This window comes from Streptomyces pactum (genome assembly GCF_016031615.1).
Classification (GTDB): domain Bacteria; phylum Actinomycetota; class Actinomycetes; order Streptomycetales; family Streptomycetaceae; genus Streptomyces; species Streptomyces pactus.
In genome coordinates, this window is record NZ_JACYXC010000001.1 from 135,451 (window position 1) to 155,572 (window position 20,122).

Genomic DNA, 20,122 nt, shown 5'->3' on the forward strand with positions numbered 1-20,122 from the left:
GGTACGACACCTCCGGCCCAGTGTCCGCAACGACACGACCCATACACTTCCGGACATGCCCACCGTCGCACTGGCCGTCACCGACGGCATGCTGCACTTCGAGCTCTCCCTGGCGATCGAGGTCTTCGGCTCCGACCTGTCCCACCTCGTCGATCCCTGGTACCGCTTCCGGCTGTGCGGGCCGAAAGCCGTCCGGGTGGACCGCTTCACCCTCGAACCCGACCACGGACTCGACCACCTGGCCCGCGCCGACACCGTGATCGTCCCGGGCTGGGCCGACACCGACCGGGACCCGCCGGCCGAGCTGCTGGAGGCGGTACGGGCCGCCCACCGGGCCGGCGCGCGGGTGGCCTCACTGTGCACGGGCGCCTTCGTCCTGGCCGCAGCCGGCCTCCTCGACGGCAAGCGGGCCACCACGCACTGGGCGCACACCCGGGAGCTGGCCCGGCGCCACCCGGAGGTCACGGTGGACCCGGACGTCCTCTACGTGGACAACGGCAGCGTGCTCACCTCCGCCGGCAAGGCCGCCGCCATGGACCTGTGCCTGCACCTGGTCCGCCTCGATCACGGCTCCTCGAACGCCAACAAGATCGCCCGGCGCCTGGTCGTACCGCCCCACCGGGACGGCGGCCAGGCCCAGTTCATCGCCACCCCCGTCCCCGAGCCGGGCAACCACCCGCTCGCCGACCTCCTCCCCTGGGTGCTGGAGCGGCTGGACGAGCCGCTCACCGTGGAGAGCCTGGCCCGCCGGGCACGGATGAGCTCACGCCACCTCAGCCGTCAGTTCAGGCAGGTCACCGGCACCACCCCGCTGCAGTGGCTCCACACCCAGCGCATCCGCCACGCCCAGGAACTGCTGGAGACCACCGACAGCACGGTCGACACCATCGCCGCGGCCACCGGCATGGGCACCGCCACCACCCTGCGCCGCCACTTCGCCCGGGCTGTGGGCGTTCCTCCGGACACCTACCGCCGGACGTTCCGTTCCCGGCCCCACTCCGGCCCGTGACACCGGCCCGGCCGGGGACGCGCGGCCGCCGGCTCGGCGGCGGCGCCACGGTCCGCCGGCCCCGTCACGACACCCCGGCACCGCGGCGCCTTCGCCCGCGACCCGGCGCCACGCCGGCCCGCCGGCCGGCGGAGGAACCGGAGCCGGAGGACCACCGTGGACCCACGAATCGGGCGTGCGATGTGCCGCGGCGGGGCCCGCCGGCCCTCCGGCGCGCGACCGGCCCGGGGTTTGTCCGCGCCGTGCGGGGTCATGCGCCCAGCAGGACGTCGTACCCGAACCGAGGAAGGTGAACAGCATGGCCGCCGGTGAGAAGGCGCGGGCCAAGGTGGAACAGGCCGTCGGCAAGGCCGCCCAGGCAGCCGGACGGGTCACCGGCAGCACCAAGCTGGTGATGAAGGGGCGCGCCGCCGAGGCCCTGGGCAACGCCCGCGAGGGCAAGGAGTCGCTCAAGAAGACCGGTCGGCGCTGACCGGCTCGCGGCACGGCGCCGTACGTCGCCCACTCCCGCAGGCCGTGCCCGCTCCCGGGGCCGCGCCGGATCATGACGGCCTTACCTCGCACCTCCGGCCCGGCCCGCCCCACCTGGCGCCGTTCGGCCGGTCACCGGCGGACACGGCCGGCTTTCCGGCCCGCACGGGTCACCCCCACGCGGAAAATCTCTGGTGGACACGGCAGTTGGCGCACTGACGGAGCCCGGGTGCCCCGCGGCGAGGCACCGCGCCGCCCGGCCCCTCGCCGCATCGCCCGGCCCCGGTGCACGGCGGTCGTGACGGCGTCCGGCCGCGAGCACGTCCGCCCCGGTCCGCTTCCCGTCACCGGCGACACTTGAGGCTGCCCGGTCTGGCCGTATCTTCCGCGACAAGGGCACGCCTGCCGGTGTCACGGTGCGGCGGCCGCCGGGAGACTGGCCGCGTTCCCGTCTCACGGCCGGGCCCGTGGACGAACCGCTCCCCCACCGACCGTCGCGATCCGCCGGCGACGAACACCAGGAGAACCGTGTGAACCGACGTACCCTGCTGCGCACCGCGGCCACCGCCGGTGCCGCCGGCCTGGCGAGCGGCGTGCCCGCCGCCACGGCCGCCACCCCGGCGAGCGGTACCGCCTCGTCGTCCGGGTCGGGCGACCGTGACCCCTTACGCGCCCACGTGGTGCTGTTCCGGGGCGTCGAGGAACTCGACCTCGCCGCGCCCTACGAAGTGCTCGCCGCCTCCGGCCACTTCACCGAGCGCGACGTCGAGGTGCGTTACGTCTCCCTCGACGGTCCCGGTACCGTCACCGCCACCTTCGGCACCCGGCTCCGCGTGGACCACCGTTGGGCGCCCGAGGAGGCGGACCTCCTCGTCGTGCCCGGCGGCGGCTACGCCCGCCGCGAGGATCCGGGCGTCTGGGCCGAGATCCGCCGGGGCGCCCTGCCCCGGGCCCTGGCCGCCGCCCGGCGCCCGGGACTGACCATCGCCGGCCTGTGCACCGGCGTGATGCTGCTGTCCGCCGCCGGCCTCACCCGCGGCCGTCCCTGCACCACCCACCACCGGGCACAGGCCGACCTCGTCGAACAGGGCGGAGTCCTGAAGCAGGCCCGGGTCGTCGACGACGGCGACCTGGTCACCGCCGGCGGCGTCACCTCCGGACTGGACCTCGCCCTGTGGCTGGTCCGCCGTGAACTGGGCGTCGACGCCGCCCTGGGCCTGGAAGGCATGCTGGAGTACGAGGCCCGCGGCACCGTGTGGACCGCTTAGTGCTCCGGTCCCGTTCCGGCGACGGTGGGACAGGGCCCGGCCGGGGCGGGCGGGGACGGCCACCGCGTGTTCGCCGGGGGGCCCGGGGGCCGGCGGAGGCCGCCGGCGGTGCCGCGCGCGTCCGCGGCACGGAGCGGGGGCCGGCCCGCGCCGGGAAAGACCGGGCCGGCCCGCGGGGGTCGCGGGCCGGCCCCTGTGCCGCAATGCGGCGGCACTCCCCGCGCCCCCCACCGTCAGCCGTCGCGGCCCCGTAGGCGGCACCCGGCGCCCGTTCGGTGGCGGCGTCAGGGGGTGGCGGTGTCAGGGGGTGGCGGTGTCAGGGGTGGTGGTGTCAGGGGGTCGTGGTGTCCTCGGGGGTCGCGGTGGACGTACAGGTGGCCGGGGCCGGGGCCGGGGCGGGGGCGGCGGTGCCCGGCCGTGGTGCGGGGTCGGCTCGGTGCTCCGTGGAGCCCGGCAGCGGCTCCGGGGCGGTGGGACGGTCGGTCGGGGCCGGCCGCGCCGCTCGGTCCGAACGGCGTTTCGCGGAGCGGCCGGTGACGATGAGGACCACCGCGCCGACGATGATCGCGCCGCCCAGGTAGACGTTGGCCCCGAGGGATTCGTCGCCCAGCGCCACTCCCAGGATGACCGCGATCACCGGGTTGACGTAGGCGTAGGTCGCCACGGTGTCGTTGGGCAGGGTGCTGTTGGCGTACATGTACGCGGTGAACGCCACGATGGAACCGGCGAAGACCAGCCACGCCAGCCCGGCCAGAGAGGCCGCGGAGACCTCCGACAGGCGCAGCCGGGCGGGTTCGCCCAGCGCCACGCCCAGGAGCAGCAGCATCACGCCCGCGGCGATCATCTCGATGGCGGTCACCACCATGGGGTGGGAGGGCAGCGGCGCGCTGCGGGCGTACACCGATCCGGCGGCCCACAGCGCGGAGGCGATGACCACCATGGCCACGGCTCCGGCGTGCACCTCCCCGCCGGGACCGCCGACCAGCACCCCGATGCCGACCGTGCCCAGCAGCAGGGCCGCGACCACGGTCGCCGCGATCCGGGTGCGGGTGACGAGCGCGTTGATCAGCACCATCCACACCGGCACGGTGGCGACGACCAGCGCCGCCAGCCCGGAGTCCAGGTGTTCCTCACCGGCGCTGACCAGGCCGTTCCCGCCGACCAGCATCAGGGCGCCGATGATGACGGCGGACCGGATGTGCGGCCAGGTCGGACGCCGCGCGCCGCGGGCGTGGCGCGGGCCCACCACGGCGAGCACCAGCAGTCCGGCGACCAGGAACCGGAAGCCGGCCATGAGGAACGGCGGGATGGTCTCGATCGCCACGCTGATCCCGAAGTACGTGGAGCCCCAGACGACCCAGACGGTGACCAGGGCCGCCCAGGACAGCACGCGTTCTTTCCTCATCCGCGGAAGCACCGCCACTCAACCTCATCTTTTTAAGTAAGATCCGATAATAGTTTCCGCATATTAGGTGTGGGAGAGTTCTTCGACAAGCCGTTCGACCGGACCGAACGCCGGCACCGGCCGCGGCCGGTGCGCCCGGTCCACGGACACGGGCGCGCGGCGGTCCGTGACCACGGGCCGGGGAACGGGCCGGGCCGACGGTCCGCGAAGTGGAGGAGCTGTCTTCGATGAGTCGCCGACTGGACGACACCGACCGGGCGCTGCTGCGGGCCCTGAGCACCGACGGGCGCCGGACCCTGCGGGCGCTGGCCAAGGACGTGGAGCTGTCCGAGCCCGCCGTCCGGGAGCGGATCCAGCGTCTGGAGCGGGACCAGGTCATCACCGGCTACCGGGCGGCGGTGGCACCGGAGAGCGTCGACGCCGCCACCGCGGCGTTCATCGCCCTGCGCTTCGGCCCGGGCGAGGACGTCCGCAGCACGGTGGACGAGGCCCTGCGGCGCGAGCCCCGCGTCCTGGAGGCGCACCAGGTGGCCGGCGACGACTGCTACCTGATCAAGGTGCGGGTGGCGTCCACCGGTGAACTGGCGGACCTGCTGGACCGCATCCGCGCCATCCCGCCGATCCAGAGCACCGGCACCACGATCGTGTTGCGCACCATCTTCGAGCGGCCCCTGCTGGCGGGCGACGCGGAACGGACGCACGGCGACGGGCCGGCCCCCGGAGCCAACGGCGGCTGACCCGGGGCCGGCGCGGACTCGGCGCCGGGCGTGCGGCGACAGGCGCCGCCCGGGCCTGCCGGCGGCCGCTCCCGGCACCGCTCTCCGGTGCCCGGGATACCGTCGGCTCGACGTGGTCCGACGGCACCACGAGCCGTGCCGGCGTCACCGCCCCGGAGAACTGCGACGCCGGGCCGCGTGCGGCGCACCGCCGCGACGGTCCCGGCCCCGTCGGCGGCCTCGGACGTCACCTCGATGCCGTCCGAGGCCAGGATCATCCCGCAACCGGTCCGCGCGCCAGCTTGACCGTCGGCGATGAAACGGCGCGCGGAGATGTCCGGGCGCGCGGTCATACGGCACTCCCGGGCGACGGGCTGTCATGGGGTGTCCGACGGCCGGGGCCTGCCCGGCCGTCAGCTCGTCCCGGCGGGCCCCCGGCCGTACGCGCAGCCTCTGACGACCACGGCCGTTGTTCTGTGACGGTGCCGAATCGTCGGAGCCACCGGTGCCGGTGAGCTCGTTCTCCCGTCAGGTGCCGGCCGGCGCCTATATACCTTCTCCTATTTCCGGGCGCGGATACGAGCGCCCACCCAGGAGTCGATCGGCCAGGAATTTCCGACGGAAGGCACCTTCCGCACACGTTCGCCCGCCACGTGCCCGACACAGCCACGCCAGCCGGCCGGGGCCGACCCGGAAGATACCGGCATAAGTCCAGGCGAGGCGGGGTGCGGCACGATTCGAATCAACAATTCCGTCGCGCTTTCTGTTAAATGTTGCCGCTGTTCCGCACCTTGAACCGCGTTCAGGCGCCGGGCCATAGTTCCGGACGCGGCGAGTTCCCACTCCCGCCGGGCAGGAACCACTCTTCGGCGATGCGACATCGGCACGTTTCGGCGATAACCCCCCTCGGTTCCTGTCTGCTCCACGGAAGGAATCAATGTGCGTAACTCACGTAAATTCGGCATGGCCGCGGTAGGCGTTGTCCTCTCGGCCTCCGCGGTGCTGGGGACCCAGACCATGGCGCAGGCGCAGGGCACGGCGTCCACCGGGCGCTACCAGCCCGAGATGGTGCAGGCGCTCGCCGCTTCCCTCGGGGTGAGCGAGCAGGACGCGGTCGACCGGCTGGACCGGCAGGACGCCCAGCAGGCCGAGCTGGCCGGCCTGCGGAAGAGCGGCATATCCGACGACGGGGCGTTCTTCGACGCCTCCGGCGACCTGATCGTCAACGCCGAGGAGGCCTCGGACGTCGCCAGGATCGAGAAGGCCGGCCTCACCGCCCGGGTGCCCGCCCGCGGCCAGGCCGCGCTCGACAAGATCAAGGCCGAGCTGGACGCCGCCGCCTCCACCAGAGTCCCCTCCGGCGTAGTCGCCTGGTCCGTGGACCTGGCCGCCGACAAGGTGACCGTCAAGGTCAACGACGACCGGGGGGCCGCCGCCAAGGCGTTCCTGGCCAAGGCCGCCGAGCACGGCTCGGCCGTCAGGATCGTGCGGGGGCAGGAGAAGCTCGCGCCCCAGGCCGCGATCTACCCCGGCAGCAAGATGACGATCAACAACACCAGCGGGTGGTGTTCCGTCGGATACGGCGCGCGGGACCAGGCCGGCAACCAGTACCTGGTCACGGCCGGGCACTGCGTGTCGGACCTGCCCACCCTGCGGTACGACGGCACCGCCTTCGCCAAGGGTGTGAAGACCCGCTTCGCGCTCGGTACCCGCAGCGTGGACATGGGTATCGCCTCCGTCTACTCCGGCCACTCGATCACCACGTCCGTGGGCACCTGGGGCCAGAGCAGCCCCATAGCCGTCAAGGGCAGCAGCCGCGCCGCCTCCGGTGCCGCCCTGTGCAAGTCCGGCGCCACCACCGGCTGGACCTGCGGCACGGTCGGCTCCTACAACGTCACCGTCACCTACAAGGACCAGAACGGCGGTCCGGACACCGTCGTCTCGGGCCTGGCCACCTCCAGCGTCTGCACCGAGGGCGGGGACAGCGGCGGCGCCTACATCTCCGGCAACCAGGCCCAGGGCATGACCTCGGGCGGGCCGATCGGTCAGCAGTGCTCCGGTGTCAACTCGCGTGGCTCGTCGTACTTCCAGCCGCTCGACGACACTCTCCGTTACTACGGGCTGACCCTGAACACCAACTGATCCATCGCCGCAGCACAGGCGCTCACGGGCCGCTCACCGGATAGGGTGGGCGGCCCGCCGGGCCGTGTGCCCCGGAACGGACGCGTCGTTCCCGCCGGATCCCGGCCCCGGCCCCACCTGTGACGACCTCCTCGCCGGCTGGAGGAATCATGCCGAACGCCCCCCGCACCGACGGTCCCGACGACGCGACGTTCGCGACCGTGTTCCGCCAGGCCCTGCGCCGGCGCGGGTTGTCCCTGGAACGGGTCCGCGACCACCTCCGGTCACACGGGATCAGCGTCAGTCCGGCCACGCTCAGTTACTGGCAGAGCGGACGCAGCCAGCCGGAGAAGGCCCAGTCGCTGCGCGCCGTCGACGCGCTGGAACCGCTGCTCGGCCTGCCGGCGGGCACGCTGCGCTCGCTGCTGGGTCCCCGCCGGCCACGCGGCTGGGCACCGCCGCACGACCCGGTCGCCGTCCGGGGTGTCTACGGCGAGAACTCCGACGTCGAGCGGGTCCTCGGTGCGGCCTTCCCCCACTTCAACGCCGGCCTGCGGCGACTGGTCGTCCACGAGACGGTGAACGTGAACGAGGAGCGCTTCATCGACGAGACGCGCGTCACCACGGTGGTCCGGGCGGTGCGCAGCGGCGCCGAGCACCTGACGGTCATCCACTCCCTGGACTTCCCGAAGGCGGAGACGATCGACCTCACCGTCCCGTACGGGCCGGCGCCGCCCGTCCGGTTCCTGCCGGAGGTGGACTGCGTGGCGGCCGACATCCCCCTCGGGCGCCGCCTGGCGGTGAACGAGACCGCGGTCGTCGAGTACACGGTGCGGTACTCCGCCACGGGCATCTCGTACCAGCACGAGCGCCGCGTCCCCACGCCGCAGAAGGCCTACCTGCTCCACGTGCGGTTCCACCCCCGGGCCCTGCCGTCGAACTGCTGGCACTACTACCGCCGGCAGCTCGGCGGCGAGCCGCAGCGCCGCCACCGCGTCGGCCTCGACGCCTTCCACACCACGCACCTGCTGCCCGCGAAGTGCGTTCCCGGCGTGTACGGGATCGAGTGGACGTGGCCGGACCGTCCGGCACCCGGCGGGCCGTGCTCCGGCGTGCGGTCACCCTGATCCACGTGCCCGGCGGCCCCGGACGGCACCCGGCGCGCTGTCCGGACCCGTCGGGTGGCTCCGTCGGGGCGGCCCTCGGCCGGGGCACGTGCCTCACGTCCCTCCCCGCCGGCTGACCGGCTGCGGCCCCCGGGGACCGGCCGGTTCCGGCCGCGGGCGGAGCCCGGCGGGCGCCCCTGGCCGCCGGTGAGCAGGGACGGGCCCGGCCCGGACCGGCCGTCGGCAAGGCCGCCCGGCCGGTCCGGGCCGGGCGGCCGGGCGGATCACCGGCAGAACCGTGCTGATCGCGCGGGCGCGCGCCGCCGGGGCCCGGGGCAACGCCCGCGAGGGCGCGGAGTCGCTCAACGGAGTCGCTCAGGAGGACCGGTCGCCGCCGACCGGTGCGCACACGGCGCGCCGGCGGTCCCGGGGCCGCCGGTGCGCGGCCGGCGTGCCCGGGGCCGCCGGCGGCGGGTGCCGCCGGTCACCGCTCCGGGCCGGGGGTGTCGATGAGGAGGTCGAAGGCGAGGCCGCTGGATCCCTCTCCCCGGCCGGTGCCCCGATGGGCGGCGAGCCAGACGCTCACCCGGCCGTCGCGCCAGCGGGCGCGGTTGTAGGCCACCGTGATCCGGGTACCGGACTGCGGGACCTCCTCCTCGTTCACGAAGTACCCCCGTGGCTGGGGCAGGTCGAGCCCCTCCCGCAGCAGGGCCGTCCTCGGCTGGACGGGCGGCAGGGAGCCGACGACGTGCGGCATGGCCGCGCGCTGCAGCTGGATGCTGCGGTTGTCACCGGGCACGTGCACCGGGATGAACGGGATCCAGTTCTGCGGGACCGAGTTCATCGCCTGGTAGGCGACCGGTGCCAGCGGGTCGTCCGGCGGGGCAGGCGGGTGCAGGCGCAGGTGGTGGGCCTGGATCGCGGCGGCGAGTTCGCTGCCCCGGTGGCCTTCGCCGGTGGCCAGCCGCACGGTCCTCTCCAGCCCCCAGACCAGGTTGGCGTTCTCGTCCCGGACCAGCGACACCTCCTCCAGCGGCGGCCCGTCCGCCACCTTGGGCACACCGGGCGGCAGGAAGAGGCCGGTGTCGGCCGGCACGTCCTCGGTGCCGATGGTGTCCAGGGTGAACATCGACCAGCGCTGCCAGTCCTCGTCGCTCCCGGTCCCGGCCGGGGTGATCCACAGCCGCTGGCCGAACACGTCGGTGACCGCCAGGCCCTGGACGCGCGCCACCGTCCCGGCGGGCAGGTCGCACGGGAGCTGGTACCAGTCGTTGCTGTAGACCAGGGCGAACTCCAGGAAGATCAGCCGGGCCAGGTCGGTGCTGTCCGGGGCGACCGCGGCGAAGTTGGTGCCGCCGTCCTCCAGGGCCCACCAGCGGGGCAGTGGCATGCCCTGGTAGCGGACCGGGGCGGGGAACACCGTGCGGTTGAGCGGCGGGGGCGGCGGCGCGGTGCCGCCGACCGGGGTGCCCGGATCGACGGAGAAGGCGTGCCAGTCGAGTTCGCCCCCCGGGTACTCCTGGGCGGTGAGGACCTTCTCACCGCCGTCCGGGGCCGCGGCGGCCACCGAGAAACGGTGTTCGAGCCGGCGCGGGTCCCAGGTGGTGTCGCCGGCCGGCTGGTCGATCAGGCCGTCGAACCAGGCGACCAGGTCCTCGCCGAGCGCGTCGAGCGCGGGGTAGTGCAGGTGCAGCAGGTCGTTGATGCCGTCGGAGGCCCGGCCGCCGTCCTTGATGTGCCGGTAGAGCAGGTAGCCGTCCATCCGGCGTCCGGCGACGGCCTGCAGGGTCGCCCACACCTCGGGGTGCGCCACCCGGGGGGCGTCGGCGTCCTTCGCCGGGTCGGGCGGTGCGATCGGATACCGCTTGACGTACTGGCCCCGGAAGTCGAACACCAGGTTGCCCAGCACCGCGGACCCGCCCAGCAGCTTCATCCACCGCCGTCCGATGGCCAGCCGCAGGTCGAACCCGATCGGGTCGGTGCCGAACGCGAACGGCAGCGGGCGCCGCTCGGCCACCGTCTCCAGCGGCCGGTCCCGGGGCAGCGGGCCGGCCGCGGCACCGTGGGGCCGAAACCGGTCCGGCGGGCAGGCCGCCACCGAGTAGGTCGCGGTGACCGGTGAGCCGGCGTCCGAGCCGCGGAACTCGCCGAGCTGCCACTGCCGGGTGACCATCCACAGCGCGTCGCGGACCTCGGCGCGCAGCGCCCGGGTGAAGTCGGTGGTGCGCGGTCTGCCCTCCAGGCGGTTCCACACCCCCACGGCCGGCCTCGCACGGTCCGCCAGGGCCTGGGCCAGGTCGTCGATCCGGGGTTCAGTCATGGGCGGCCCTCCAGCGCTGGTTGGCGATCGCGAGGTCGGTGGAGATGGTGATCGGCTGCCGGGTGGCCGGCATGACCGTGGCCGGGAGCAGGTGGGCGTAGGCCTTGTCGTCGAGGTGTGCCGGTTCCACGGCCCTCGCCTTGGCGAGTTCGTAGGTCTCCCGGACCGCCAGGAGCAGGTCGTCCTCGCTCCAGGTTCCGGTCCGCACCGGCGGCACGACCAGCAGCATGGCCTGCGGCGGCTCGGAGTCGGGGCCGTCGAAGTGGACGGCGATCCCGGTGGTCTCCCGTTCCGCGGGGATCACCTCGGTCCACTCGTCGAACAGCAGGCCGACGAGGGTGGCGGAGCCGAGCAGCGGGGCGGGTGTGTAGTGCGCGGTGAACAGCACCTTGTCCTCGGTGACGCCGGTCCCCGGCTTGAACTCCATGGCCAGCCAGTGGTCGTCCGGCCGGTAGGGCAGCTGGACCGGCACCAGCTGCGGCTCCTTGGCCTGGAGCAGGTCGCCGAGGAGTCCGCCGGTGCCGCGCAGCGCGTCGCTCAGGACGACGGCCTTCTCCCACAGTCGGGGCTTGTCGCGTACCCGGGCGATCCCGTGGGCCCAGTCGTCGATCGGGAAGGCCCGCCCGAACGGGGGCTGGGTGAGGTGCTGGACCAGTTTTCCGCTGTCGTCGCGGGCCTTGGCCCAGTCGGCCGCGAGCTGGGCGGGGGGCGTGAACTCCGGTACCGCAAGGACGTCCTCGCCGAGGAGGGCCTTGAGCGCGTCGGTCGCCGCCGCGACGCGGTCCGGGCCGGTGACCGCCGCGTCGAGGACGGACAGCGCGGCGTCCGCGGCGGCCGCTCTGCGGTTGATCTCCGTCTTCAGCGCGAGGGAGCGGTCCAGCAGGTCGCGGCCCTGCGCGACCACCCGGTCCTGGAACGGTGTCAGGTCCAGTCCGGCGGGGTCGAAGTCGGTCAGCGGCAGCTTGGCGGCGACCTCGGCGAGCAGGCCGCTGAGGGTGGTCCTGGTCGTCCGGGCCTGTGCCCTGAGGGCCTGCAGGCGCGTGTTGAAGGCCTGCCGGCGGTTGCCGACGGTCAGGCGCATCGACAGGGGGCTCGACGGGAGGGGGCTGGTCGGCCGGGTGGCGATCAGCCGTTCCGCCTGCTGGAGCAGCCGGAAGCGTTCCGCGTTGGAGGTGCCGGCCGGCAGTGCGTCGTACGCGGCGAGCAGCGCGTCGGCCTCGGCGAGCGCCCTGGTCATCCGCTCCGCGACCTCGGCCACGGCGGCCAGCACGTCGGTGAACACGCCGCGCCGCCACTGGACCATCTCGCCCCAGCCGCTGCGGACCATGCCGAACCCGGCGGCGGTGGTGACCAGCTGGGCGTATCCGGTGAGCAGGGTGTCGATGCCGGCGAGCAGTTCCGGGCGGCGGGGCGGGGCGTCCTCCGGGTACAGCGGTGCCAGGGTGGCGAGGTGGTCGTCCAGCTGCCGGCGGAGGGTCTCCAGCGAGGCGCGGACGGCGGCCGGGCGTTCCCGGGGCAGGGAGACGGCGGCGTCGGCCTCCCGGCCGGCGGGTTCGGTGCCCGCTCCGGGCATCAGGTCGCCGGGGCGCAGCGGGCGGCCGGTGGTGAGCAGGGACCGGAGGGCACCGACCAGCGGTGAGAGCTGGAAGAAGGTGATCTTCCCGGCGACCGGGTCGGTGTACCGGATGGTCAGCTCGGCGTCCGGCCGCGGGCTGTCCTTGGCGACGACCACCCCGACGAGCCGGTCGTCGAGGTCGGTCATGGCTCCCTCGCCGGCCGGCCGCAGCGCCCACAGCAGGTCGATCGGCTGCAGGCCGGTGTCGGCCTGGGTGACGTCGCGGCTGCCCGGCCGGCCGCTCACCGGGTCGGTCCAGGTGACCCGGGCGACCACGGTGGCGGGGGCGGGGAGCAGGCTGGGCAGCCAGTCGTTGACGGCGGGCTCGGCCTGGGCCCGCGGGTTGTTGCGGCCGAGCAGCGGCGCCCCGTGGTCGGGGCCCAGGCCGGGGGTGAGGCACAGGCCGAAGCGGTGGGTGAGGGTGGTGCCGCTGCGGGGGGTGCGGACCACCGCGGGGTCGGGCGGCAGGCCCTCCTTGGCGTAGGCGTCCAGGGTGGCACCGGCCCGTTCGGTGTTGCCCGCCAGTGCCTGGTGGGCTGCCTCGGCCACGGCGAGGTCGGCGAGCGCGTCGTGGAGGTCCAGCAGGCCCCGCACCGCCGCGTCCACGGCCTTCCGCTGGTCCTCGGTGGCCGGGGGGAGCTCGCTGCCCAGCCCGAAGGGGTAGGTGTCGGGGACGTCCTCGCGGGTCAGGTGCCGGATCAGGGCGAGTCCGTCGATGACGTTCCGGGCCTCGATCTGTTCGATGGCGACGGGCCGGGAGGGGTCCGCCGGTTGCGGGGCGGTCTGGGGGATCCGGCCGGCCCGCAGCGGGAAGACCAGTCGCAGGGCGGAGACGAGGCTGTCCACCTCGGCCTGGGCGTGGCTGTCGTGCAGGGCGCGTTCCAGCCGGTAGCCGAACAGGGCACCCAGCGACTGTCCCTGTTGCAGGCCGTCCAGGACGGACAGCGCGGCCCGGACCCGGCCCGAGCTGAGGTTCACCGCGAAGGAACCGGGTTCCTCCCGCGAGCCGTTGGCGAGGTAGCCGGCCCGCAGCACGGCGGCCGTCCGGGCGTGGTCGGGTGACGGGGCGTGCAGGTATCCGCCGTTGTCCGGGTCGTGCAGCAGGGGTGCGGTGCCCTGGAAGACGTCCGCGAGCGGTCCCGTCAGCTGGGCGGGGGTGAGCCGGTCGGTGCGCGGTCGGACGTCGTCCAGCCAGCCGTACGCCCCCAGGTGGACGCCGCGTGCGGCCGGGGCGGAGCCGTCGGGCCCGTACCGCAGTTCCGACAGCCGCTCGTTGGCCAGGCCCAGGAGCCAGGCGTCGAGCCGGTAGGTGGCGCAGTCGAGGTGTTCGGCCGCCAGCCGCTCCAGCCGGGCGGTGGGCAGTGGGGCCAGCACCTCCAGCGCGTCGGCCTGCTCGGCCAGGCGCTCGGTGCCGGGGGTGGTACCGGGGTCGGTGGCGAGCACCCTGGGGATGTGGTCGACGACCAGCCGGGTGGGGTGGCCGGTGATCTCGTACGAGGGCGAGTACAGCCGCCGGAAGCGGCTCTCGCTGGGCAGGGGGTGCCCGGGCTGCGGGATCCGCACGTGGATGAACGGCGGGTCGGTCGCCGCGATCTCGGTCGCGGTGGCGACCTGCGCCTTGATCGCCAGTTCGGTGGCGGCGTCCGCCCAGCCGAGCAGCAGGGCGTGCCGCAGCAGCAGGTACAGCAGTGCGGACGGGCGGTCGTCGGCCGGGAATCCGGCCTCGGTGCGGACGGCTTCCAGGTCGGTGCGCGCGTGGGCGGCCAGCCACCGGAGGTAGTTCCGGCCGTCCGCGGTGTAGGGGCGGACCGGGTCGGTCTCCGACAGCGGCCGGTCGTCGACGAGCGGGGCGAGCAGCGGGTACTGCTCGTCCACGAAGAGGCGGCGCATGATGTCGGGGTCCTGTTCCGGGCCGGTGCCGGTGTGGCCGAAGCGGGTCAGCAGCGCGCGGATCGGGCCGGGCATGTTCAGCCGGTCCAGCGCGGGGAGCACGGCGGGGCCGAGCGCACCGAGGTTCTCCCGGTTGAAGATGTCCTCGACGCTCTGCGCGTACCGCTGGTGGTACTCGGCCGAGCTGGGATGCAGGGCCAGGATGTCCAGCAGGTGCTGGTGCACGTCGGTGACCGGGCCGCCGAGGCGGGCGACCTTGTCGGCGGCGGTCGCCCAGTCCTGGGCGGCGGCGGTGAGCACCTTGTGCAGGCCGCGCCGGTGTGCCGCGGCGGCCGGCCAGGCGAGCCGGGAGAAGGCGGTGGTGGGCAGGATGCCGTACGGCTGTCTGCCGATCCGCACCGCGGGTACCGGCCCCCGCCCGGAGACGTGCCTGACGAAGAAGCGCCTGGTCTCCTCGACCGCGGCGCGGGAGAGCAGGGGGTTGAGCATGGTTTTCAGGTGGTGGCCCCAGGTGGCGGGCCACAGTGCGGTGTTGGCGGCCCGGGCCTCCCGCTGGTCGGTGCCGTCGGCGTAGGGCATCCCGGCGAGTTCGGCCGGGTCCAGTCCGAGCAGTTCGGCGAACCACCGGCCGTCGGTCCGGTCCTTCCAGCCGGTGGAGGCCGAGGTGTTCCGCAGCAGTGCCTCCGAGCGCAGGCCCGCGTCGGCCTCGGCCCCGGGGTCCAGGCCGGCCGCCGTGCGGGGGCTGTTGTTGGTCGGGGTGCCCTGGGGCAGCAGGCTCAGTCCGGCACGGCTGTGCAGCTGGCGGGCCAGGTGGCGGGTGAGGTCGGTGGCGGTCTGTTCGGCGGTGGTCCCGCGCCGCAGGCCGAGCACCACCAGCCGGTCGAGACCGTTGCGGAAGGTGTCGGCCAGCGGGATCCGCACGCCCATGCCGACGGCCACGGCGCGGTCGAAGTCGGTCAGCCAGCGCAGTTCGTCCGGGACGTGGAGCGCTCCGGTGGTCTCGTCGACCTTCAGCCGGTCGGTGGCGGTCGGGTCGGGGCCGACGGTCAGGGTGGCCGGGACCGGCTGCCCCTCGACGGAGAACACCTGGCGAGGGCCGACCCAGCCCATCACCCGGAAGTGGTCGGGCAGCAGCCGGGCCCGGGCGGGCGCGGTCCACGACTGCGGCCGGATCTGCGCGGCGGGCGGGCGCGGCATCACCAGGAACGCCACCAGGACCGCGTCGCCGGACGCGGTCGGGGCCTCCTCGATGCCGGCCGGGCGGCGGGCCCGGACGGCCGCCGCCCTGACGGGCCCCACGGCGGCGAGCAGCGCGGCGTCGGCCGCCCGCAGCGCGGCGCGGTCCCCGTGCGCGCGCCACACGGCCGTCCAGTAGGAGACCGTCGGCGTCCGGTCCTCGGCGGCCGGGGCGGTGGGGCCGAGGACCACCAGGACGGTGGTGTCCGGCGGGACGGCGAGCGGGCGGTCGCCGGGGTTGGCGGGCGTGCGGTCGCGCAGCAGCCAGGTCGCCCGGCCGGCGGGGACCCGGGCGGCCAGTTCCTGCCAGGCCGCCTGCTCGGCGGCCGGGCGGCCGCCGCTGCGCCACAGCGCCGTCCAGTACGCGTCGAGCGCGGCCAGTTCGGCCTCGCTCGGCAGGGGTTCGAAGGTGTCCACCGCCCATTCGTCGGGGAAGACGCGGACCAGCAGTTCCGTCGCGGTGAACCGGGTCTCGATCCGCACCGGGCCGAGCAGGACGGGGTAGTCGTCGTTCAGGTCGTTCTCGGCCATACCGGGAGCATCTCCTGTGCGTGGACGGCGACCAGGACCGGAGCCTGGAAGAGGATGTAGGCGATGTCGGCCGAGCTGAGGTCGGCGTGCCACAGCGGCAGGCCGTCGTCCTCGCCCCGTTGCTCCAGCTTCTCCTGGTCGTCCTCGGACCCGTCGAGCGGCACCAGCGGGACCCGGACGGTGTCGGCGAACCGGATGAATCCGAGACGGTTGGGGTCGATGTGCTGCCAGGTGAGGTCGTTCCAGACCTCGACCGGTGGCGGTGTGCCGTCGGTGTCGTCCGCGCCGAACCGGGGCTCGCCGGGGCGTTCCTTGATGACGAAGAACCAGCCCAGGTCGCCGGGCGGCCGGCCGCGGGCCTCGGCCGCGTCGAGGTCGAACCCCAGCAGGTGGATGTCCGGTTCGACGGTGGCCTCGTACAGGGGCAGCCGGACCAGGTCCGCGGTCGGGTGGTTCTCGTCGGGGAGCGGGGCCAGGACCCGTTCGCCGGTGGTGACCGGGTTGCCGTGCCGGTCGAGCGGCCAGGCCGCCTTGTGCGCGTACACCGCGGCGTTGGGGTACTTCTTCAGCAGCTCGCCGCGGATGACCAGCACCAGGTCCTCCTTGGCGGGGACGCCGGGGGCGGCGGGCCGCCGGCGGTTGCCGTTCTGTCCGAGCAGGGCGGTGGGCCCCCACTGGTGGACGGGTGTGATGTCGCGGAGCCGCTCGCGGCGCCGCTCGGCCGTCTCGTGGGGCGGGGAGAGGGCCGCGCGCGGGTCCCAGAACTGGCGGAAGGGGCTGCCGCGCTGGTCGGTCGGGTACTCGCGCCAGAGCATCTCCCTGGCCATCTCGTGGTTGAGTCCGACGAGGAAGGCCTCGATGAACCGACGGTTGTTCTCCAGCAGGGTGATCGAGTTCGCGGGGATCAAATGCAGGTTGGGGACGAACACGTCCACCGACCTGTCCAGCAGTGACCGGTACATCGGCAGGTCGAACACCGGGTAGGCCATGGCCTCGACGAACTTCTCGGCGAACCCGCGCAGCCGTTCGGGCAGGGTCACCGACCTGAGCAGGCTCCGCGGCACGGTCGAGTCCGCGCGCAGACGGTCGAGGACGGCTCCGGTGGTGCCGGTGACCCCCAGCGGCGGCCGGGGGCGCGGCGGCTGCCCGACGGTGGCGGCGATCTCCCAGCCCTCGTAGAGCTCGCCGAGCGCGCCCTTGAAGCGCTGGGCCTCCGGACTGTCCACCGTGCCGCCGGTGGAGGGCGTGACGGGGTCACCGAGCTCCTTGAGCACGAAGTCGCGGCTCATCGGCAGGGTGGGGACCGGGTTGGTGCCGGTGGCGGCCGGCTGTACCCCGATCACCGGGTGCAGTTCGCGGTGCAGCCGGGCCGGGGTGATCAGGGCGGCCGGCCGGGTCCTGGGCGGGGCGGCCGTGACCCCGCCCAGGGCGCCGTCCATCCGCGGCACCAGGGCGTGGCGGGGTTTGTCCGCGGGGAACTTCAGCGACCTCATCAGCCGTGCCCCGGGACGGGTGATCCGCCGCATCGTCGCGGACAGCGGCGCCGCCGAGACCTGGCTGGCGGCCACCCAGTGGCCGACGGCGAGCCGCTCGGCGGTGGCCGTTCCCGCGGCGGCCGCCACGAGGGCGGTGACGCGGCCGTGCGCAGGGGCGGTCAGGGTCAGGTACTTCCCCGACGGCGCCGGCTCCGCCGCGGGCGTGGTGGCCGGGGCCGGGCGCGGGGTCAGGTGCTTGGCCTGGATCCGGTGCCCGACCTCGCGGGCCAGCTGTGCGGCCCTGATCCGTGCGTTGGCCTGGAGGACGTCGCCGATCTGGGCCCAGGCGGCGTCCATGAACTCCTCCTGCCGCTCCTGCACCACCTGGGTGCCGAAGCCCGCGGCGACCCGGTAGCGCGGGTCCAGGTTGAGCCGGTGCACCCAGTTCCGGTTGGCCGGCTCGGGCAGCGGGTCCCCGTCGCCGTCGACCAGCAGCTGGGAGGTCATGGCGTGCCAGCGCCCGTAGAGCGGCGGGGTGATCACCGGGTCGACGCCCGACGCGAGCGTGCCCGCCTGGCCGGCGGGGAGCGCCAGGTGGGCCTCCTCGGGGGTCTGCCGCTGGTAGGCCTCGGCCAGGTTGACCAGCTTGGCCAGCGCCTGCTGGAACGGGTGCGGGTAGGGCGCCGCGGGCGGCGGCCGGCCGTACCAGTTGTCCCAGTTCTCCCAGTCGTCGAGCGGGGGTTCGGGCACCTGGAGCGCGCCGCCGAGCCGCAGGACGCCGCCGATCGGCTCCGGCGTGGTGATGCCGGGGAGGCCGGGGCCGGCCGGTCGGTGCACGTCGATGTCGCGGCGGCCGACCCGCGGATCCGGGCGGCGGGGTTCGAGCAGCCGGACCAGGTACTCGAAGTCGCCGGTGGCGCCGGTGGTGAAGGACCAGCGGTGGTAGTACGGCAGCCGGTCCTCCGCGTCCCGGCCGGGGTAGCCGGAGCCCTGGCCCCAGGCCGGCTGCAGGGCGCGCGGCGCCCGCCGCGGGTCCAGGCCCAGCCCGGCCAGCCGCCCGGTCTCGAACACGGGCACCAGGAAGGCGTCGTAGGCCTGGTTCTGCCGGAGGTGGCGCGGGCACATCAGCCGGGCGCAGGCCCGGTCCGGATCGGTGCGCAGCACGTCGGCGAGGCGGTGCAGCACGGCGTCGCCGGATCCGTCGAGGTCCTGGGCGACGGCGGTGTCGAGCGAGCCGTCCACGTGGACGTGCGCCCAGGCGCCCAGCTGGTCGTGGGGCGGCAGGGCGTCCGGCCGCCTGACGGTGATGTACGGCAGCGGTCCCCCGCCGGCCGGTCCCTCCTCGAACTCGGCCGGCTCTCCCGCCGGGTCGGTGCGGCCGGCCAGCACGATCAGCGCGAGCCAGGGCATCAGCCGGCCGCCGCCGTGCGGGGCGGGGCTGTAGCGCCAGGGGAAGACCTCGTCGTAGAACTCGATGTGGGCCAGGTAGTTGGGTTCGACGTTGGTGGTGCCGGGCCGGGGTTCGCGGCGGGAGATCGCCCGGTCGCCCACGCCGACCACGTCGCCGGGTCCGTAGAGCTGCACGTCCTTCTTGACGGTGCCGGTCAGCGGGGTGCCGTCCAGCGCCTCGCCGGTGACGGTGAGCTCGACCGGTACGGCGGCGCGCTGGGCGGTCCCGGGGTCGCCGGAGATGCGGGTGGTGAGACCGGACCGGAGCCAGGGCAGGAAGGTGTAGGCGTTCTCGGTCACGCACCGCTCCCGGTGAAGATCTCCGACGAGGCGGTCAGTTCGGTGACCGCCGGGTCCGCGGCGGCGAGGCCGGAGCGGGTCACGCCCCCGGTGACGAGGACCCGGTTGTCCGGGAGGACCGCGGCGGCCAGGGCCCACCGTCCGGTGCCGAGCCCGGGCCGGACGGTCCAGGTGTCGGTGCCCGCGTCGTACAGGGCCACGCTGCGGTAGCCGGCCTCGTCGCCGCCGCCGGTGCCGCCGATCACCAGGACCTTCCCCGCGCCGAAGGGGACCGCGCGGTGGCGGGCGCGGCCGGCGTCCATGTCCCTCACCGGTGTCCACACGCCGGTGGTCAGGTCGTAGCGCTCCGCCGTCCGGCGGCTCAGCGGGTCGAACGTGCCGTCCTCGGAGGCGCCCGGTGCCCGTCCGCCGGTCACCAGGACGGCGGTGGCGGAGAGGGGGGTGGCCTGGTGCAGCGCGCGGGGGTGCACCAGGTTGCCGGTCGGTGTCCAGGCGTCCCGGTCCGCGTCGTACAGCTCGCAGAAGGCGAGCGCCGGGTCCTGGGCGGTGCCCACGGGTGCGGTGCCGCCGGCCACCAGCACCTTGCCGCCCTGGAGGACGACGGCGGGGTGGCCGGTGCGCGCATCGGTCATGTCGGCGGCCGGGGTCCACCGCTGGGCGTCGGTGGTGGCGGCGGGGTCGAACAGTTCGGCCGAGCGCAGCGCCCGGGTGGTGCCGGTCGACCGGGCGGCGGTGCCGCCGGCCACCAGCACCTTGCCGCTGGGCAGCAGCACCGCGCTGTGCCCCCAGCGGGCCTGTTTCATGGTGCCCGCCGGGGTCCAGCTGCCGGTCGTCGGGTCGTACAGCTCGGCCGAGGCCAGTGCGGGTGAGGTGGGTGCGGTGAGGCCTCCGGTGATCAGGACCCTGCCGTCGGCCAGCCGGGTCACCGTGTGCAGCCGCCGGGGCGAGGGCTGGGTGGAGGTGGGCGTCCAGGTGTCGTCGGCCGGGTTGTAGACCGCGGCCTGCCCGAGTGCGGCGCCCGTGGCGTCCGCGCCGCCGGCGACCAGGACCTTGCCGCCGGCCTGGAGCACGACCGGCCCGTCGTGCTGCCCGGACCAGGCGGTGGCCCTGGCCAGGTCGCGTGCGGCCGTCCAGGCCGCAGGGGGCCGCCAGGGTCGGACTGCTCATGGTGGGGGACCTTCCGTCGTCGGGCTCGGCCGATCAGTGGTCG

General features: G+C 74.7%; 11 protein-coding genes. 6 read left to right on the forward strand and 5 right to left on the reverse strand.

Annotated features, from left to right (window positions below; all coding sequences use genetic code 11):
• Positions 1 to 55: 55 nt before the first annotated feature.
• The 3 genes from IHE55_RS00565 (at position 56) to IHE55_RS00575 (ending at position 2,748) form a co-directional block, all read left to right on the forward strand.
• On the forward strand, positions 56 to 1,009 hold the full coding sequence (locus IHE55_RS00565) for a helix-turn-helix domain-containing protein (RefSeq protein ID WP_197987201.1): 954 nt from the start codon (positions 56 to 58) through the stop codon (positions 1,007 to 1,009).
• A 298-nt stretch (positions 1,010 to 1,307) separates the two neighbouring features.
• The gene (locus tag IHE55_RS00570) at positions 1,308 to 1,481 is read left to right on the forward strand and encodes a CsbD family protein (protein ID WP_197987202.1); all 174 of its coding nucleotides are present in this window, start codon (positions 1,308 to 1,310) and stop codon (positions 1,479 to 1,481) included.
• A gap of 529 nt (positions 1,482 to 2,010) precedes the next feature.
• Positions 2,011 to 2,748 carry a DJ-1/PfpI family protein gene (locus IHE55_RS00575; RefSeq protein ID WP_197987203.1) on the forward strand — a complete coding sequence of 246 codons (738 nt, stop codon included), beginning with the start codon at positions 2,011 to 2,013 and terminating at the stop codon, positions 2,746 to 2,748.
• Positions 2,749 to 3,079: 331 nt separating this feature from the next.
• On the opposite strand, the gene IHE55_RS00580 is transcribed toward IHE55_RS00575, so the two are convergent.
• Complete coding sequence (locus IHE55_RS00580; protein WP_197987204.1) at positions 3,080 to 4,153, reverse strand: EamA family transporter; 1,074 nt, start codon at positions 4,151 to 4,153, stop codon at positions 3,080 to 3,082.
• A gap of 227 nt (positions 4,154 to 4,380) precedes the next feature.
• Here IHE55_RS00580 and IHE55_RS00585 point away from each other — a divergent pair, with 227 nt between their 5' ends.
• The 3 genes from IHE55_RS00585 (at position 4,381) to IHE55_RS00595 (ending at position 8,117) form a co-directional block, all read left to right on the forward strand.
• On the forward strand, positions 4,381 to 4,890 hold the full coding sequence (locus tag IHE55_RS00585) for an Lrp/AsnC family transcriptional regulator (RefSeq protein WP_197987205.1): 510 nt from the start codon (positions 4,381 to 4,383) through the stop codon (positions 4,888 to 4,890).
• A 942-nt stretch (positions 4,891 to 5,832) separates the two neighbouring features.
• Positions 5,833 to 7,011, forward strand: a complete 1,179-nt coding sequence (locus tag IHE55_RS00590) for a S1 family peptidase (protein ID WP_197991689.1) — start codon at positions 5,833 to 5,835, stop codon at positions 7,009 to 7,011.
• A gap of 149 nt (positions 7,012 to 7,160) precedes the next feature.
• A complete protein-coding gene (locus IHE55_RS00595; RefSeq protein ID WP_197987206.1) occupies positions 7,161 to 8,117 on the forward strand; it encodes a helix-turn-helix domain-containing protein in 957 nt (318 codons plus the stop codon).
• 463 nt (positions 8,118 to 8,580) lie between these two features.
• Here the strand turns inward: IHE55_RS00595 and IHE55_RS00600 are convergent, their stop codons facing one another.
• From IHE55_RS00600 to IHE55_RS00615, 4 genes are read right to left on the reverse strand one after another with little or no spacing between them, the layout of a single operon-like run.
• A complete protein-coding gene (locus IHE55_RS00600) occupies positions 8,581 to 10,416 on the reverse strand; it encodes a hypothetical protein (RefSeq protein ID WP_197987207.1) in 1,836 nt (611 codons plus the stop codon).
• Complete coding sequence (locus IHE55_RS00605) at positions 10,409 to 15,688, reverse strand: hypothetical protein (protein WP_197987208.1); 5,280 nt, start codon at positions 15,686 to 15,688, stop codon at positions 10,409 to 10,411. Before IHE55_RS00605 ends, IHE55_RS00600 begins: the two co-directional genes overlap by 8 nt.
• Complete coding sequence (locus IHE55_RS00610) at positions 15,670 to 18,912, reverse strand: hypothetical protein (RefSeq protein ID WP_197987209.1); 3,243 nt, start codon at positions 18,910 to 18,912, stop codon at positions 15,670 to 15,672. Before IHE55_RS00610 ends, IHE55_RS00605 begins: the two co-directional genes overlap by 19 nt.
• Positions 18,909 to 19,982, reverse strand: coding sequence for a Kelch repeat-containing protein (locus IHE55_RS00615; RefSeq protein ID WP_307826430.1), 1,074 nt, complete (start codon positions 19,980 to 19,982; stop codon positions 18,909 to 18,911). The genes IHE55_RS00610 and IHE55_RS00615 overlap by 4 nt, the downstream gene beginning before the upstream one ends.
• Positions 19,983 to 20,122 lie beyond the last annotated feature (140 nt).